Source organism: Trinickia diaoshuihuensis, assembly GCF_003390925.1.
Taxonomy (GTDB): Bacteria; Pseudomonadota; Gammaproteobacteria; order Burkholderiales; family Burkholderiaceae; genus Trinickia; species Trinickia diaoshuihuensis.
On record NZ_QUBS01000090.1, the window covers coordinates 146,401 to 163,408 of the forward strand.

General features: G+C 62.1%; 15 protein-coding genes. 10 read left to right on the forward strand and 5 right to left on the reverse strand.

Translation table 11 applies throughout. The features are described 5' to 3' along the window. Window positions 1-24: 24 nt before the first annotated feature. Window positions 25-1,311: an extracellular solute-binding protein gene (locus DXT59_RS28925; RefSeq protein WP_116142250.1), complete on the reverse strand. Its 1,287-nt coding sequence runs from the start codon at window positions 1,309-1,311 to the stop codon at window positions 25-27. Between the two features lie 273 nt (window positions 1,312-1,584). Here DXT59_RS28925 and DXT59_RS28930 point away from each other — a divergent pair, with 273 nt between their 5' ends. After that, window positions 1,585-2,643: a LacI family DNA-binding transcriptional regulator gene (locus DXT59_RS28930; RefSeq protein WP_116142252.1), complete on the forward strand. Its 1,059-nt coding sequence runs from the start codon at window positions 1,585-1,587 to the stop codon at window positions 2,641-2,643. Between the two features lie 29 nt (window positions 2,644-2,672). After that, on the forward strand, window positions 2,673-3,521 hold the full coding sequence (locus tag DXT59_RS28935) for a DUF72 domain-containing protein (RefSeq protein ID WP_116142253.1): 849 nt from the start codon (window positions 2,673-2,675) through the stop codon (window positions 3,519-3,521). Window positions 3,522-3,558: 37 nt separating this feature from the next. Here the strand turns inward: DXT59_RS28935 and DXT59_RS28940 are convergent, their stop codons facing one another. Both DXT59_RS28940 and DXT59_RS28945 read right to left on the reverse strand, forming a co-directional pair. After that, window positions 3,559-4,497, reverse strand: a complete 939-nt coding sequence (locus tag DXT59_RS28940; protein WP_116141735.1) for an alpha/beta fold hydrolase — start codon at window positions 4,495-4,497, stop codon at window positions 3,559-3,561. Window positions 4,498-4,611: 114 nt separating this feature from the next. After that, entirely contained in the window at window positions 4,612-5,232 is a 621-nt protein-coding gene (locus tag DXT59_RS28945; RefSeq protein ID WP_116141737.1) for a TetR/AcrR family transcriptional regulator, read from the reverse strand. Between the two features lie 279 nt (window positions 5,233-5,511). On the opposite strand from DXT59_RS28945, the gene lodA reads away from it, so the two are divergent. Next, window positions 5,512-7,539, forward strand: a complete 2,028-nt coding sequence (gene lodA / locus DXT59_RS28950) for a CTQ-dependent lysine 6-oxidase LodA (RefSeq protein WP_116141739.1) — start codon at window positions 5,512-5,514, stop codon at window positions 7,537-7,539. Then, the gene (locus DXT59_RS28955; RefSeq protein ID WP_162878299.1) at window positions 7,526-8,920 is read left to right on the forward strand and encodes an NAD(P)/FAD-dependent oxidoreductase; all 1,395 of its coding nucleotides are present in this window, start codon (window positions 7,526-7,528) and stop codon (window positions 8,918-8,920) included. Before lodA ends, DXT59_RS28955 begins: the two co-directional genes overlap by 14 nt. On the opposite strand, the gene DXT59_RS28960 is transcribed toward DXT59_RS28955, so the two are convergent. After that, window positions 8,917-9,489 (reverse strand): helix-turn-helix domain-containing protein, encoded by a 573-nt coding sequence (locus tag DXT59_RS28960; RefSeq protein WP_116141743.1) that lies wholly within the window; start codon window positions 9,487-9,489, stop codon window positions 8,917-8,919. The two genes, DXT59_RS28955 and DXT59_RS28960, sit on opposite strands and share 4 nt — an antisense overlap. Before the next feature lie 183 nt (window positions 9,490-9,672). Next, window positions 9,673-10,569, reverse strand: a complete 897-nt coding sequence (locus DXT59_RS28965) for a LysR family transcriptional regulator ArgP (RefSeq protein WP_116141745.1) — start codon at window positions 10,567-10,569, stop codon at window positions 9,673-9,675. A gap of 97 nt (window positions 10,570-10,666) precedes the next feature. On the opposite strand from DXT59_RS28965, the gene DXT59_RS28970 reads away from it, so the two are divergent. The 6 genes from DXT59_RS28970 to DXT59_RS28995 all read left to right on the forward strand — a co-directional run bounded on the left by DXT59_RS28970 (window position 10,667) and on the right by DXT59_RS28995 (window position 16,824). After that, window positions 10,667-11,296: a LysE/ArgO family amino acid transporter gene (locus DXT59_RS28970; RefSeq protein ID WP_116141747.1), complete on the forward strand. Its 630-nt coding sequence runs from the start codon at window positions 10,667-10,669 to the stop codon at window positions 11,294-11,296. A 150-nt stretch (window positions 11,297-11,446) separates the two neighbouring features. Beyond that, window positions 11,447-11,650 carry a hypothetical protein gene (locus DXT59_RS28975; protein ID WP_116141749.1) on the forward strand — a complete coding sequence of 68 codons (204 nt, stop codon included), beginning with the start codon at window positions 11,447-11,449 and terminating at the stop codon, window positions 11,648-11,650. A 752-nt stretch (window positions 11,651-12,402) separates the two neighbouring features. Next, window positions 12,403-14,010 carry a DUF2957 domain-containing protein gene (locus DXT59_RS28980; RefSeq protein WP_116141751.1) on the forward strand — a complete coding sequence of 536 codons (1,608 nt, stop codon included), beginning with the start codon at window positions 12,403-12,405 and terminating at the stop codon, window positions 14,008-14,010. An 82-nt stretch (window positions 14,011-14,092) separates the two neighbouring features. After that, a complete protein-coding gene (locus DXT59_RS28985; RefSeq protein WP_116141753.1) occupies window positions 14,093-14,569 on the forward strand; it encodes an activator protein in 477 nt (158 codons plus the stop codon). A 139-nt stretch (window positions 14,570-14,708) separates the two neighbouring features. Next, a complete protein-coding gene (locus DXT59_RS28990; RefSeq protein ID WP_116142255.1) occupies window positions 14,709-15,962 on the forward strand; it encodes a DUF2957 domain-containing protein in 1,254 nt (417 codons plus the stop codon). A 37-nt stretch (window positions 15,963-15,999) separates the two neighbouring features. Further along, window positions 16,000-16,824, forward strand: a complete 825-nt coding sequence (locus DXT59_RS28995) for an OmpW/AlkL family protein (protein ID WP_116141755.1) — start codon at window positions 16,000-16,002, stop codon at window positions 16,822-16,824. Window positions 16,825-17,008 lie beyond the last annotated feature (184 nt).

Below are 17,008 nucleotides of genomic sequence, written 5' to 3' on the forward strand. Positions count from 1 at the left end.
GTGCATGCAGTCGATCGACGCGAATCAGTTCGCGCCTTTGGCGGCCTCTTGCATCTGCTCGGCTGCCGCTTCGGGCGTGACGGACAGCCCGAACAGCGCTTGTGCGAGATCCTTGTGCCGTTCGCCCAGGCGCGGCGGCAATTCCTGGTCGTACCAGAGCTGCACGCTCGGCGCTTGTTCGATCAGCGCCTGCACGCGTTTCATCAACGGATCGGAGAGCGTGACGTCCTTGACGGGCGGAATGCGATCGTCGGCCACGCGGCCTTTCATCGCTGCGTCGTCGGTCAAGGTTTGAATCAAGCGAAATGCCGCGGCTTTATCTTGGCATTGCGTCGAAATGCTCAAGAAGCTATCGCCGACCGTCCCGACGACGTCGCGCGGATCGCCTTTTCCACCCGGCACGCTAGGAAACGGGAAGAAGTCGAGCTTCTGATAGAACGACGGATTCTCTTTGCGAATGGTGGAGGCCTCCCACGTACCCATCAGTTCCATCGCGGCACGCCCCGAATAAAGTAGGCGGCGCGATGCCCCAATGTCGTAGTCGAGGCCGTTGAAGCCAGGAGCAAACGCACCCGCTTTCACGAGATCCTGGATGTACTTGCCTGCCTCGACGAATACCGGATCGGCAAAACTGCCGCCCGTTGCGCTGACTGCGCGCTGGAACACACCCGGCCCGCCGAGACGATCGACGAGGTACATGTAGTACATCGAGCCGGTCCATTTGTTCTTGTTCGCCAAAGCAAACGGAGCGACGCCATGCGCATTGAGGGTCTTCACCACGTTCATCAACTCGGGCCACGTGGCGGGCGGGCTCAAGTGATATTTCTGAAAGAGGTCTTTGTTATAGAAAACGACGGCGACTGCAACGTTTTCTTCCGGAATGGCGTAGGTCTTTCCGTCGGTGGTGACCGCCGTCCAAGACGTGGGGAGAAACCGGCCGGCGAACGCCGGGTTTTGCTTCAGGAATGGGGTGAGATCGACCACTTGCCCCGACTTGACGTACTCCCGAAGCCCGCCGCCGCCCCACGTATCGAACACGCACGGTGGCTGCGCCGCACCGAAGGCTATCTTCAACTTGGCCTTGTAGGGATCGTTGAGTACGTGCGACGACTCGACCTTGGCGCCGGGATTGGCGCGCTCGAACCGGGTGATCGCATCCTGTAAATTCGTCGGCTCGCTGCCGCTCGTTTGGTGATCCCATTCGACGATCACCTTATCCGACTGCGCGTAGCCGGAGCCGATCGACAGGGCCCAGACAGCCGCGAGGCAAGTCGCGGCACGCGCGAATTGGGTGAGTTTGCCAGCACGCATCCATGTCTCCATCGTTGTCTACCAGCGTCACGTTATCGCTAACGTTAGTTCATGTTAGGTTTGCCCGAAAACAGCCGCTATCAGTGTTTACCCGCCGCACCTCTCGGCTCGGCCATGTGCTCTTCCTTAGTCATTCCCATCGTGCATAAGAGCACTGAATTCGTTTTATCCCGCCCATCCGCGCAGTCCCTGATAAGATGACGTTACCGCTACCGTCGATGGTGCCAAGGCCCGCGTAGCGAGTAGACTGAATCGCAGCTCGCAATGAACGAAATGAGCAAACAAGCCCCCACCCTTGCGCAGGTCGCGAAAATTGCCGGCGTCTCGCAGATGACCGCGTCGCGCGCGCTCAACGACAAGCCCGGCGTCTCGCAGGAAACACGCGAGGAGGTGCTGAAGATCGCCTCGGACCTCGGATATGTCGTCAACCGCAGCGCGCAAAAGCTCTCCGGCAGCCGTAACGGCATCATCGGCATCATGACGCCCGTACTCGACAATCACTACGTCGGCGAACTCGTCGTCGGCGTCGGCCGGGCTGCGCGCGCGCAAGGGTATGAAACGCTCGTCTATACGCTGTTTGACGAAGACCGTCATTCGCACCGCTCGGTCTTGGGATTGATCCGGCAGTTCACCGATGGAGTGGTCGCGATCCTGCCTCGCGAATCCGCCTATTTCAGCGCGCTTGCGGCAGCCAACGTTCCCGTCGTCGCCATCGATCAACGCGGCAGCCTCGACGGCTTCCCCTCGATTTCCGTCGACAGTTACGGCGGCGCCATGCGTGCGGTCGAGCATTTGGCGCAACTCGGCCATACTCGCATCGGCTTCGTCGGCGGGGACGAGTCGATCGAAGGCGTGCGCGATAGGCGGCGAGGTTATGTCGATGGGCTGGCTAGACTCGGGTTGCAAAGCGACCCACGGCTTATCGTCCCCGGCGATCTTTCGCAGATGAGGGCATTCGAGGCGGGATGCACATTGCTTGCGCTTCCCGAGCCGCCTACCGCGATCTTCGCCGTGAACGACTTGAGCGCCTTCGGGGTGATCGCCGCGGCGCGCGAACAGGGCCTCAAGGTCCCCATCGACCTTTCCGTTGTCGGTTTCGACGATATCCCGATGGCGTCGCAAGTGCATCCGCCGTTGACGACGATACGTCAGCCGTTCGCGCAGATGGGGCGCGCCGCCGTGCAGACGCTGCTCTCGCAGATGGAAAACGACGATACGATAGCGCCGCGCATCGTGCTGCCGACCGAGCTGATCGTGAGACAATCCACGGGGCCTGCGCCGCGTCAGGCCGCCGAGCGCCGCTCGAAGGCACGCCATCGAGAGAAAACTTAATGCGCGATCGCGCATCAGACGGAGCGACTATGACCGACCCGCAGCGCGCCAAACCTCGAACCCGCAAAACCACGCGCCCCGCCGCGCGTATTCGCATCGGCATTGGAGGCTGGACTTACGAGCCTTGGCGCGGCCGTTTCTACCCGGGCGACCTCACGCAAAAACGCGAGCTCGAATACGCGAGCCGCCAATTGACTTCGATCGAAATCAACGGCACGTTCTACGGCACGCAACGCGCAACCAGTTTCGAAAAGTGGCATGACGAGACGCCCGACGATTTCGTCTTTTCGCTGAAAGCCCCGCGCTTCGCCACGCATCGCCGCGTCCTGGCCGAAGCCGGCGATTCGATCGAGCGGTTTTTCTCGAGCGGGGTACTCGCCTTAAAAGACAAGCTGGGGCCGATCAACTGGCAATTCGCGCCGACCAAGCAATTCGATGCCGAGGATTTCGATGGGTTCCTGCGCTTGCTGCCGCAGCAAATCGATGGACGCACCATCCGGCATGCCGTCGAAGTCAGACACGAAAGCTTCGCGCACCCGGAGTTCATCGCGCTCGCCCGCGAACATGAAGTTGCCGTCGTCATCGCCGGCGACAGCGATTATCCGCAGATCGCGGACGTCACCGCTCCGTTCGTCTATGCGCGCATCATGGGGACGGTCGAACAGGAATCGCTCGGATATTCGAAGCAGGCGTTGGATGCTTGGGCCGAGCGAGCCAAGCAGTGGGCGACGGGTGCACGACCCGAAGATTTGCGCAGCGTCGAGCCCGCGACACGCGAGCCGGCGCCGTGCGATGTCTTCCTTTATGTGATCAGCGGTTATAAAGCGAACAATCCGCGGGCCGCCATGGCGCTGATCGAGCGCGTCGACAAAACCTAGTAGCGTCCGGTAGGGTCGTCGGCGCCGCATGACCCCGTCAGGCCTCGAGGAACGCGAGGACCCGATTCGCGACCGCGCGCGGCGCCTCCTCGGGCATATAGTGTCCGCAATCGTTGAATACGCCGCCGCGAACGTCGTGAGCCACCATGCGGATCGTATCGAACAGCATCGATCCGACGCCCCTATCCGCCCCGAACGCGAGCACGGGTATCTCGAGCCGGGTCTCGGCGCGCCGGCGGTTCTGTTCGAGCCCCTCGACACTAAATACATGCCGGTAGTAAGAGAGCGCGGAGCGCGTCGCACCGGGTAAGGCGTTCACTCTCACGTACTCGTCGAGATCCGCGGGTGTGATTGTCCAATCGCGTAGCGCCTTGGCACGGAACAGCCAGGTCAAGAATTCACGTTCGCGGCCCCGCAGCAGGATTTCAGGCAGATCGTCCAACCGGTTGAAACCGAAATGCCAGGTCTTGACGTTGGCTTCCTCGCTCGGGATACGTGCCGGCGCAAGCGGTGTGACGCCGGGCAGCGCCGAGTCGAAGACCGCGAGACGGCGCACCTCCCGCGGCCACTCGGCCGCATACGCGTAGCCGATCCAACTGCCGATATCGTGACCCACGACGTCGATCGGCCCCGATGACGTCAACGCCAACGCCTGAGCAAGCCCGTGGATGTCAGCGGCCGCCGTTCGCATGTCGTACCCCGCGACAGCACGATCCGAATCGCCCATGCCTCTCGGATCGACGGCGATCACGCGCCTTCCCGCCTCGGCGAGCAAGGGCATGACGTATCGCCATGCATACCAGCTTTGCGGCCATCCCGGCAGCAACAGCACCGGCTCGCCGCGCCCGCCCTCGACGAAATGCAGGCGCACGCCGTTCACCGTGGTGGTCTCGCGATGGAACACGCGCCAGAATTGGGTGGAATCGAACGGCGGACACGTATCGGCCGCCGAGGTATCAATGACGCTGTGCTCCATGACGATCTACTCCTCTTTCGAATGTCGTGCCGACGCGTCGCCGAGCGGCGCAGCGAAGCACGGATGGGTCATGCCCTATTTGGGAACGATCATTTCCAAATAGGGCAAAAAAATTCAATCGAGCAATTTCAGTGCGTTTTCGACAACGCCCAGCATTTCGCCGTGCGACCGGCCTGTCTTGCCCAGGACGCGCATGCCCTGAACGATGCAAAGTAGCAGCCGCCCCGCGGACTCCACGTCCAACCGGGCGGAGATCGAGCCGTCTTCCTGTCCTTGCCGGATCGCGTCCATGAGGCGCTTTTCATGCACCTTGAGCACGCCCGCGACCCGCTTGGCCATATCCGCATCGGAGCTAGCCAGATCGATGGCGCTGCCGACCACGAGACAGCCGCGCCGGCCCACCACGCCGTGACTGTACTCGGCATACAGTCTAAGGATCGCCTCGACGCTTTCCCTTCCCGTCTTTGCATTCGCCAGTTCCTGCGCCATGCGTGCGTTGCGCAAGCCGACATAACGCTCGAAAGCGGCCAGAAAAATCGCGCGCTTGTCCTTGAATGCTTTGTAAAGGCTGCCTTCGGTGATACCGAGCGCCTGCGTGAGCCTGGCCAGCGACGTGGCGTGGAAGCCAAGCTCGCTGAAGACGACGATCGCCTTGTCCAGTATGTCGTCGAGCACGAATTCACGGGGCCGGCCCGGCCCTCGCGATTCGGCTACGCCTTCGGTGGAAGTGTTCATACCGCAGATATTAGGAAGTAAACACCTCCAAATCAAGAGAGTTTTTCGCGCTGTAGCCGATGGCGGATTTCAGCCAACACGACACTTCGCGCGGCATCATTCCCACTATCTGGCGCAAACCCTCGCGCGGACGAGGTATTGCTCTCACCATTTGGTTCACTTTGTCCTAACCTGGTTTCCGCGAATCTAGAAACCACCGTCGAGTCCATTCATCGATGCGACACCGCGTTGCCGCGTGGCTTAGGCGCATCCGTCGAGGGCTTGGTGCACGGAGACCCTATGTCATCTATGTTTTCCATCCACCCAAAGGTGGGCGTTGCCCGCATAGGCAATAGCAAGAGCGCTTTTTACCTCGGCCCGGAAAGCACCGGCGGCCTGCCGCTGGAGTGCGACGCGGGAGGCAATCCGACGGTGCCCGACGGCAAACCGATCGAGGTCAGCCGCTTCAAGGATGCCGTCGGCGGCATCAAACGCCAGGCCGCGCGCTTCAAGATATTCGAACATCTAAGCGACGGCAGCCATGCCGAAGTCACACTTGCCGATCCGCGCGTCGCTCGCATCGAGTGGACCGCCCACATTGCCAACAAAAAGCCGATTTGGTACACGTTCTCGGAACTGCAAGGTGATCTGGAGTTCGGTGACTGGAATAGCTACGAGAAACAACACGTTCCGCTGAACAACGCCGATGAGACGGATCATGAGAAACGTAAGAAGCTGATGATCGACCCCGGGCCTCGCACCGTCACCGCACCCGGCGACAGGCAAGCATTCTCGCGATACACACCGCCCGCCAATTACGCGCATTTCTCGTTTCCGCCGACGACACTCCATCCGTCGATCGACACACTCGGCGAAATCATGATGGACGACGACGGCCGGCTCGTGTTGCTCGGCGGTTTCGGCAACTCCGCCGGTATGTCGCCGCTCAGCAACTTCCGCGGCGCGCAAGAGTGGTGGGACGACGTCTCGGACGGCTATGTCGGCGCGACCGTCTATTTGAAGGACGGCACCGTCGTGGATCTCGAACCGGCTTGGGTAATCGTCGGAAGTCCGAAATTCGCCCCTGAACTCGTCAACATCGTGACGCTCGACGACACCGTCTACGACATATCCGTGCGCTTGCTCGACTATGCTCCCGAGCTTTACGACGCCACCGCTTGGCCGGGCAATCCCGAGCGCTACGATCCGATCGCCGGCTTCAATACGGAGTATCGACCAAACTTCGAACGCGACATCAAACCGATCATCGAACGTCCCGGCGCTTATCGCTGGGTCGCGCATACGCCGACGATGAGCGAGTTCTCCCATCCGGCCTTCGACGTGCGCGACGGATCCGATACGAACGCGGCCGCTCGCAAACGCTACTTCAGCTACTTTCGCGTTCCGGTTCCGCCGGAGTCGTACCGGTTCATCGATGAGGTGGAGAACGGGCCGAACACGCTCATGAGCCAGGACGGCGTTCCGTTGATGCCGCTCAATTCGGGCGACAATTCCGTCACCAACACGCTGATTTACAAATTTCTGACGCTCACGCCCACGCAATACTTCTTTTTGCACCAATGGGCCGAAGGCAAGTTCGACCTCGGGCCAGCCGCGCCTGACCTGCGCGGCGAGGTCACCGAACTCGATCGTTCGGTCCTCGGCAACGTGGTCGGCGGCCCTTTCTCACCGGGCATCGAGACATCATGGATCGTACGCAGCCCTAAGCTCTACCGGAAGCCGTTCTGCTACGACATAGCGCATTGGAGCGGCAACCTCGAAGCGCTCGCGACCCACTACGGGCAACACGGACTGTCGCTGACCTCCGACCCTCAGGACGGTCACGGGGTAGAGCCCGGCGATTTGACGAAGCGCATGGCCATTCCGTGGCAGGCCGACTTTTTCGACTGCACGATACAAACGCCGAATGCGCTCGATCCTGCCGTGAACCAAAGCGCCGATGGCGTCCAAATCGCACCCACCTACTACGTATATTGGTGGCCGCCGCAAAGTCCGATGCACGTGGTGGCAGGAGACATGGACCCCGGCAATCAAGTGCTCGATGGCTACGTCTGCGCGCAGCCGGTACAAATCGGCGGCAACAACGGCCTGACGTTGAACATACAGTCGCAATCGGGCTTCAGCCTTACCGCCGCCGGCCAACCGGTCGACTATTCGCGGGGCATCAATTCGTTCGGCCAAATGACCTCGGCGTGGAAAGACCTCGGTTTCATCGTCAATATCGGCACCGAGGATTACCAAAATTTCGTGGAAAGCGAACGGAACACGAACTATCTCGCACAAGGGGCAGGGCTTGGCATCAAGTGAGGGCGCGCTCGATATCCTCGTCGTCGGGGGCGGACCGGCGGGATGCGCCACGGCGTTGCAACTCGCACGCGCGGGCCTGAGCGTCGCCATTGTCGAAAAGACGCGCTACGAAGAACCGCGCGTAGGCGAAACGCTATCGCCGGGCACGCGCGGCTTGTTGGAACATCTCGGCGTATGGCGCGACTTCGAGCGTGCCGGTCATCTTGCTGCATACGGCAATGCGGCCTCATGGGGAAGCGAGGTGCGCGAAGAGCGCGATTTTCTCTTCACGCCGTACGGACACGGGTGGCATCTCGATCGCCGGCGTTTCGACGCCGATCTTGCCGCCGCGGCCGAACGGGCCGGCGCGACCGTCTGGCGCGAGGCGCGTATCGCAGAGCCGGTGCGATCGCCTCAGGGTTGGCGCGTCGTCGTCCGCACGCCGGGTTCCGCGTCGACGATCAGCGCGCGTATGCTCGTCGACGCCACGGGCAAGGCCCAGGCGCTCGTGAGCCGGCTAGGCGCACGCCGTCGGCGATACGATCGGATGCTTGCGCTCTATTCGGCTTTCCCTATCCGCGAACCGATCGCCGATACCTTCACGCTGGTCGAGCCTGTCGAATGCGGCTGGTTCTACTCGGCGAGTCTGCCCGCCGAAAAACCGGCCACCGGCTCCGATCGCGTATGGTGGGTCGCGTTAATGACCGATGCTCACTTGTGCCGGCGTCACGCGTTACGCTCGCCCGCCGTATGGTCGGGTCTGCTCTCGGGTGCTGGCAGGACGATGGAGCGCCTCGGCGCGCGTCCGGTGCCTTTGCGAATCGGCGTGGCGCCCGCGCACTCCGCCAGCCTCGAGCAGATGCACGGCGACGGCTGGCTCGCGGTAGGCGATTGCGCGGCGAGTCATGATCCACTGTCCTCTAGCGGAATCGCACGCGCGCTCGATTCGGGCATCCGCGCAGCAGGAATCATCACCCGGCTACTGTCCAGCGGCGACACCGTTGCGAACCGGACCGCTCTCGATGCACTGCAGGCGAGCCACGAAACCGATTTCGACCGCTATTTGGCCACGCGCGCACAGTACTACGCAATGGAGCAACGTTGGCCGAACGGCGAATTCTGGCGGCTCCGGCAACGCGAAATCACGCTCGATCCCGCATCTCGTCTCATAGCGATGCGTGGGGCCACGTCGCCTGCATATTGGCCGGCAGAGTTGGAGCCTCTCGATCCGGCGTCGCTCATCGCGGCCTGCCGCGAAGCACGCCGGGCCGCCGACATCGTCGCGACCCACGCGCAACGAGAGCGAATCGGCGATACGCGGATCATTCTTGGTTTGCAGTGGCTCCTTCGAGCCCGCGTATTGGGGGAGGCGTCGCCGCCCCGTTCGCGCGGCCCACACTAGAACAGCCGCGGCGTACCAACCCAAACGAGCGTCGTTTCGACGTTGCCGGTATTGGACCAGCTATGGGGCACCGTGGATTCGTAGTGCGCGCTATCGCCCGCGTAGAGCACGAAGGTTTTGCCCTCGAGCGTCAGCGACATCTCGCCCGAGATGACATAGACGAACTCCTCGCCCGCGTGCGTCGTGACTTCGGCCGAGGGCTGCCCGGCGGGCAACCGCACCAAGATGCTTTCCAGTTGGCTACCGACCGACGAGTTCGTCAGCCGGGCGAAGAGGTCGGTCGAATCGGCGAAGCTGAAAAAACGCAGTTGACCCGCGCGCCGCACCGAGCGCTCCTCGCTCGGCGTATCCACGAAATATTGGAGCGTGACGCCCAGCGCGGCGGCGATGCCGGCGAGGGACGTCAGCGACGGGGTGGCGAGGCCGCGTTCGACTTGCGACAGAAACGGCTTCGAGATGCCTGCCGCGGTTGCCGTTTCATCGAGCGTTTTATGCAGCCGATGCCTCAGCGCTCGGATCTTGCTGCCTAAATCCGCAGCTTGGCGGGCACTTTCGACGTTCAAAACCATAGGAAATGCACTGCTCGCAGTGGTTGGGGGGACCGCTCGTTATATGGCGCCAAGCGCCCCGTCGCGTCTTCGCGCAACGTTGTACCGGGGTAGACAAAGCACTCTATGTTGCCAGAATACGAATGCGTTACGCAAAAAGGGTGTCACCTATGAGGGTTTACCGTAAGTTGCAACCGGCAAGCTTCAATCCAAGAACTCCCCGGCGCGCCGCTTCAACACGGAGCTGAATTCGTCCAGCCAGCCGATCGACAAGCGCCAGCTCTGCCAGTACAAATCGACGTCGAGATGCCGGCCCGGCGCGAGTTCGACGAGTTCGCCCCGCTCGAGCAACCCTTCGATCATTTGGGTGGGGCACATGCCCCAGCCGAGCCCCGTCGCGCATGCCCGCAAATAGCCGCCGACATGCGGCAGCCAATGCTGGGGCGGGTCGATCTCCGCCCGCGTCAGACGCCGCATGAATCGCGCTTGCAGCGCGTCCTTCGGATTGAAGACCACGCACGGCGCCCGGCGCAGCGCCTCCCGACCCACTCCGTCACCGAAATACTTTTGGAAGAACGCCGGCGAGCAGACCGCGAGATAGCGCATCCGCCCGAGCCGTACCGAACGGCAACCCTGCACCGGCTCGGCTTGCGTCGTTACCGCGCCTTGCACGCTGCCGTCGCGAATTCGCTGAGCCGTGTGGTCCTGATCGTCGATGACGAGATCGAGCAGCATGCGCCGCTCGGCGCAAAACGCCGCCACGGCGTCGACGAACCAGGTACCGACGCTGTCGTCGTTGACGGCCACGCGCAGCGTTGGCCACGACTGGCCGAGCAGGCTTCCCGCCATCGACGGCATGTCGTCGGCCAGTTGGGCTTCGAGCAGCCGCACGCGCTCGGTGTGGCGGCAGAGCAAGGCGCCCGACGCCGTAGCCACGCACGGCTGCCCGCGCTTGACGAGCACGCTGCCGACGCGCTCTTCCAACAGCTTGACGCGCTGCGAGACCGCCGACGCGGTCACATTCAGCTCGCTCGCCGCCCGGTCGAACGAGCCATGCCGCACCACCGCGGCCAGCGCGTCGAGCAAAGCATAGTCGATCATTAGCGTTCCTTAATCGGCATAAGCCAAATTAGCTGTTCTTAGATGCATTCGGCATGCAGACTAACGCTATCCACTCGCATCGTCTACTCGCCTCATCATGAACTGGACCGCTTACGCACACGGCGCGGCGCTGTGCGCCTCGCTCATCGTCACCATCGGAGCGCAAAACGCTTTCGTGCTTCGTCAGGGCATCATGCGCTCGCACGTCGGCAAAATCGTGACGCTATGCACCGTCTCGGATTTCTTGCTGATCGCGGCCGGCGTCGGAGGCGCCGCGGCGCTGGCCACGCACTACCCGCGCGTTATCGAATTCGTCCTGTACGGGGGGTTGGCCTACCTCGCTTGGTTCGGCTTCTCCACGCTGCGGCGCGCATGGCGCCCCGGCCATGCGGTCATGCAAGTGCCGAGCGAGCAAGCACCGGCAAACGCGCCGGTACGGCAAAGCGGATGGTCGGTGGTCTTCATGACGCTCGCCTTCACTTGGCTCAACCCGCACGTCTATGTCGACGTGCTCCTGTTGATCGGCACGGCCGGTGCGCGCGAGCCCGAGGGCGCCAGAGTGTCGTTCGCGCTCGGCGCGATGACCATTAGTCCGCTCTGGTTCATCTCGCTTGGCTATGGTGCGCGGCTTTTAGCTCCGCTGTTCCGCAAGGCCACGGCGTGGCGGCTGCTCGACGGTGCCATCGGCAGCATGGTGCTGTTCGTGGCGGCGGCGCAACTGCGCTGATAGGTTCGTCCGGGGGCCGCTGTACGCCTCCCAATAGATCGGACGCCTAAACGTTCGGATTCTTAAGTTGTCACGAGATCGTGCTATAAACGCACCACGGCAATCGTTTGCGTTCGGAAGACGCGCCCCACGGCTGTGAGGTCTCGATTCATGAAAATCGTCGGCTACTGTGCACTCTGGTCGGTCGCGCTCGCGCTGCTCCTCGCGATGTGCATGATTCTCAAGGAAGGGCATATCGACCGAAGAGGCGCGACGGACAGCGATGTGGCCGCCGCCGGCAAGGTCACCGGCTCCGCGCCGGCAACGTCCACGACGCCCAAGCCCATTTCACGCGCGGCCCTGCCGACGGTCTGACCCTCCCCCCGAACGCAGGCGGTTCGGCCGACCGCAGTCATGCGGCTGGGCCCGCTTCGTCGTCGCCCGCGATTCGCGCTCAGGAATGCCGAACTGATGCGATTATTGCAGCGCAAGTTGAACCGTTTCCAAGCATAGCTGGGCGCAGAGAGTATTCCGCTCGCCCATATGGGCCATCGATTAGCCTTTAAACATATTAAACAATCGCGCCCACAACGACCCTTTCAAATTGAAATCGCATCGCTATTTCCGCAAATGCACATGCGGTTCACTCATGCGATTGCGATGAATTCATCGTTTCCAACCGCGCGTCATGCGGCGGATCTATCGGCCACATTTACTTCGTATTTCGCCGCACCGCCGGCCGAACGGACGGTGGCGCCCGGCCCGCCTCGATGCGCAACCGGCGCACACCTTCCGCCCGTATCTCGAATAGATTCACTCAATCCGCATGCGAAAGGGGTGAAATCTCACATTGTCGACCGTTTTAAACGATCGCTCAAACCCGCATAAATATTGAGGAATTTAGAAAAAGTCGTTTGGATCCGCGTCTCTATTTACACGAATCGTGAGACACCCGTAAGGTAACGCCCGCTGCCCTCGATATGCCAATTGAGGGTAAATATCCACCCATTCCATATCGCGAGCTCCGCGGGATCGGGGTCAGTGCTTCGGAAAAAGCGCCCTGCGTCGATTTTCCGTCGATCGTTCAAGCGCTAACTTCGGCCGACTGCGGAGCATGGAGACACACTATGGCGCCTACCGCGCGCATTCATTCTTTTATTGCGGCATCCGCCGGCGCCTTGGCCGTCGCGTTGCTGACGAGCGGCTGCAGCGGTGGCGGTTCGGACAACCCCGCGCCGATCGCGACCGCGCCTTGTTCGAGCAACACGTGTTCGGGTTCGGGCGCGGCCACGCAGCCCTCCCCGCCTACGGTGCTGTGCCCCGCCACGCTCGATTACACCACCACCTACACCGGCGGCTCGGGCAGCGGCGAGTACATCAAGGTCAAGTTCGATACGTCGAAAAAGCAGTACCAAATGACCTTCATCGAATCGGAAGTGCCGACCTCCGCCGGGCAAGTCAACACGACGCGGGCCGGCTTGACGATCACGGGCGATTTCCAAAACGCCGACCAGTACCAAATCACGAACACGCAAGGCGTGGCCACGACGCCGCTCAAGCTGCCCACGGCCGAGCAAAACCGCTGCGCGTTCGTGCTCAAAAACGGCCAAACGGCCGACGGCAGCTACAAGGTCGCGATCAATCCGGACGACCCTCCGATGCTGTTCGTCGGCAACGGCATCGTGGGCGGGGGCATTCCGGGATCGACGGTGCAATTCGCCGGCCTCGAAGTCGCACCGGGGACCTTCTTGGCGACCGTTCCCAGCAAGACGTTCGACTATTACCCCTTCGTCGCATTCAGCCAAACCGTGACCGACTTTTCGAAAGTGGCCGGCCACTACAACGAACTCGGCATTCACTTCACGCCGACGGGCGGCGACCTTCAAACGACGCCCGATATCCCGACCGGCACGTTGCTGGGATGGCAAGCGGACGGCGTACAAGTGACCGAGACGATGAATGCCGACGGCTCGTGCACGCCCGATAGCGGGCAGTCGTACACGTCATGTCCGACGAGCGGCGGTAATTGGACCCTGCGAACGAATACCGATGGATCGGCGGACAATGTCTTCACCAGCGCGGCGAACATCGACTCGGGGCTCGGCGCCAACGTCTACCCGGCCCTCGGCGCCGGCTTGCTGCAAGTCCCCCTCGCGGGCGATCAAGCCCACGGCATCATGATCGCCGGGCAATTGAACGGCCAAATCATCCCCGTCGTCATCCGCGTGGGCTACGCGCACTCGGGCGCCACGCTCGTCGACTCCTCGGTGGACGATCAACTCGGCATCTCGTTGCTCGCCCCCGTCGCGAACGTCGATCCGTCCACGATGACCGGTGCGTATATCGGCGCGAACAGCGTAACCGCTTGCGGCATCGTGAGTGCTTATGCCCCCACCTCCACGTCACCGCCCGTTTTCGAAGGCGCTTGCCTCGACGATACGACGACGCGCAATCCGGGCGTCAACTACACATCGACGATTTTCCAGGGGACCAGCGCGTCGTTCTTGAATCCGTTCACCTCCACCGCGGCGACCAACTTCTCGCTCGACTTCACGCAAAGTCAGCCGGGGCTCGTCAAAGTCACCGCGCAAAACAACTTCACCTCGGGCGCCGCCACCGTCTTCAAGACGGGCGACACCGGCTACATGATCAAAGTGGGCTCCGTGTTCGCCGTGCTGATGAACGGCACGGGCCTGCCGAATCCGTTCTTCACGATTGGCGCGTTCGTACAGTAAGGGTGGTATCGCTTCATCCGACGGCCGGCAGCGCCAACCGGCCGCCATCAATCCTGCCTTTAACCTGATGAGAGGTCTCAACATGAAGAGTTTCAAACTCATCCCCGTAGGTGCGGCATTGGCATTGTTCCTCGCGGCTTCGGCATCGGCATACGCCGTTACCATTTCGCCGGCGGGTCCCGTCACGCTGACGGGATCCACTACCCTCACGAAGGGAATCACTTCGGTCAGTTGCACGGCCAACTTCACGGGCACTGTCTCGTCCGCCGGCGCGATCTCCATTTCGGCAGCCAAGTTCACCGGCGGCACGCTGTGTTCGGGCGTCACGCCGACGGGATTGCCTTGGACCGGCACGGTGACATCGACGACTGCCCTCAAGTTGAACAACGTCGCGGTGAACACGCTCCTGGGCGCATGCGGTCCGAGCGCGATTGTGGGCAGCATCACCGAGAACACGACGCTACAAGAAACGACGATCACCCTGACGAACCAACCTCTCTCCGGCGGTTGCTCGGTAACCGGCACGCTCACGACGTCGCCGTTCCTGACGATCAAGTAACACGCTAACCGCGGCTGAACCGCCGCGGTGCGCAGCGCGCCCGCCTCACGAGGAGCGGGCGCGCGCACCTTTCGCGCCGCTAGCATCCGGTTCTCTCATGGCTCCGGCATCGATCAAAAATTTTTATTCGGGACTCCTCATGATGTGGCGTAGTTTGCTCTCGATGGCGCTGGCCGCCCTTGTTCTCACCGCCTGTGGCGGCAGCGGCGGCGGCGATCCGCCCGCTCCGGTCGTGACGCGGCTATGCCCGCAGACGATCGATTACGACACCGTATTCACGGGGGGCTCCGGCTCCGGCGAACTCGTGCAGGTGCAACTGGATACGACGGCGATGACGTACAAGATCACGTACTTGGCCTCGCCCGTTCCGGTCACCAAAGGCACCGTCTTGCCCACTCGGGCGACGGCGCCGAACAACGTATTCTCCGGCACGCTCACGCAAGAAACGTTGCTGCCGACCACCAAGCTCAATCAATGCGCGTTCCGCCTGAACAACGCGAGTCTCGATCCGACGCGACCCGCCCGCGTGTTTTTAGGCGAAGGCGTACTGGGCGGCACGATCCCGGGCGCCGAAATCCAGTTCGCGGGCGTGGCCGGTGTCGGCGTCGTGCCCGATACGACGTTCCCGTACTACCCGTTCATTTCGTTCGCGCAAAGTTCGACGAGCCTTGCCGAGATCGCCGGGACGTATTCGATGCTCGGCTACCACAAGGTCCCGTCACAAAGCTTCGCGCCGGTCGCCGTCGACGCATCGGTCACGATCAATGCGAACGGCAGTTTCACGGAATGCGACAACAGCGGAATCTACGCGGGGCAATGCCGCCAGCCGGGAACGAATTTCGTTGCCCGCACCGATTCGCCGACCTTCGAGACCGATCATTTCACGGGGCAAGTCACGCCGACGCAAGCCGTCAACGGACCGCAAGCGCAAGGGATTCTGATCGTCGGCAAACTGAGGGGCCAGCTCGTACCGATCCTGATTCGAGTGGGCGCGGCGAATCCGTCGATTTTCTCGCCGCCGGGATCGCCTCCTGCCACGCCGCTGGCCGACGACGAATCGGGCATTGCCATGCTTGCGCCGCAAACAAAGATCGCGGCGGGCTCGCAGAACGGCGAATACGTCGGCGTCGACAGCAATTTCGCCTATCGCACCACCGCATTGATGAATGGACAAGCGACGATGCTCGACCCGTTCAATGCGTCGCAAGCCCAGCTCGCGACCGCGCTCAATCTCGACTACACGCAGACGCTCCCCGGGCTCGTCACGACGACGAAGGGCGCGGCCGGAACGACACCGACCGGAAAAATGATCTTCACGGGCGGCACGATCGGGTACCTCGATACATCGGATCCGAGCGCACCGTACTTCGCCGTGAGCGCTTTCGTCCAATGAACGACAACGAACAACGCCTAGGAACGCGGATATGGGGATGAGGAAGCTATTGACGCCGCTCGTCGCGGCTTGCGTATCGACGGGCGCTTATGCGCAGCACGCCGGCGACAACGTGCTGTCGCTCGGCTGGTTTCATATCGCGCCGCAGTACTCGAGCGATCCGCTGACGACGCATGTGGCGCCGATGCCGATCAATGGACCGCTCGGGCTGCCGTCGGCGTTCACGTCGGCCGGGACCGGGCTGACCGTCAGCAACGCGAATACGCTCGGGCTCACGTTCAGCCATTTCTTTACCGATCACATCGCACTGACGACATTGGGCGGCGTGCCGCCCGAGTTTCATATCGGCGGCTTCGGGGTCATTCAACCGCCGGGACCCAGCGGCGCGCTCGGGCAGGAAAACCTCAGCGCGCCCTCGAACAACCCGCTCGTCGGCAAGGTGCGGCAATGGACGGCCGGTGCGATGCTGCAATATTTCTTTAACAACGCGGAGGCGAAATTCCGGCCGTTCGTAGGCGTCGGCATTACCTATTCGTGGTTCAATTCGTTTCGCTTGAACCCGTATTTCTCGCAATCGCTGAACGAGAATCTCGGCAGCATTCTCGCCGCCGGGGCCGGCAAGCCCGGGCCGACGAACATCTCGGCGAAATCGTCTTCGTCGTGGACGCCGATCTTCAACGTCGGGGCGAGCTATGCGCTGACGAAGCATTGGCAGATCAATGCCTCGGTGTCCTATATGCCGTTGAAAACCTACGCGGAAACCGACATCAAAGCGGCCGACGGTACGTTGCTCGCCGTCAGCAAGGCGAAACTCAAGGCCGATCCGATCATCACGTTCCTCGCGGTCTCCTATCGGTTCTGATCCGACGCAGCGGCACGGCGCGGCTACCGCCAGCGCGCCGGAATCGACCCAGCATCGCACCGGGAATCGCTCGCATGCCCCCAAACTATCGGAAGCGATCGTCGCAGTGAATCGACGGCTGCGATAAATTCATTTTACTGACGGCGCCGATGCTCGCACAATCGAGCATCTTCAGTATCCGAAG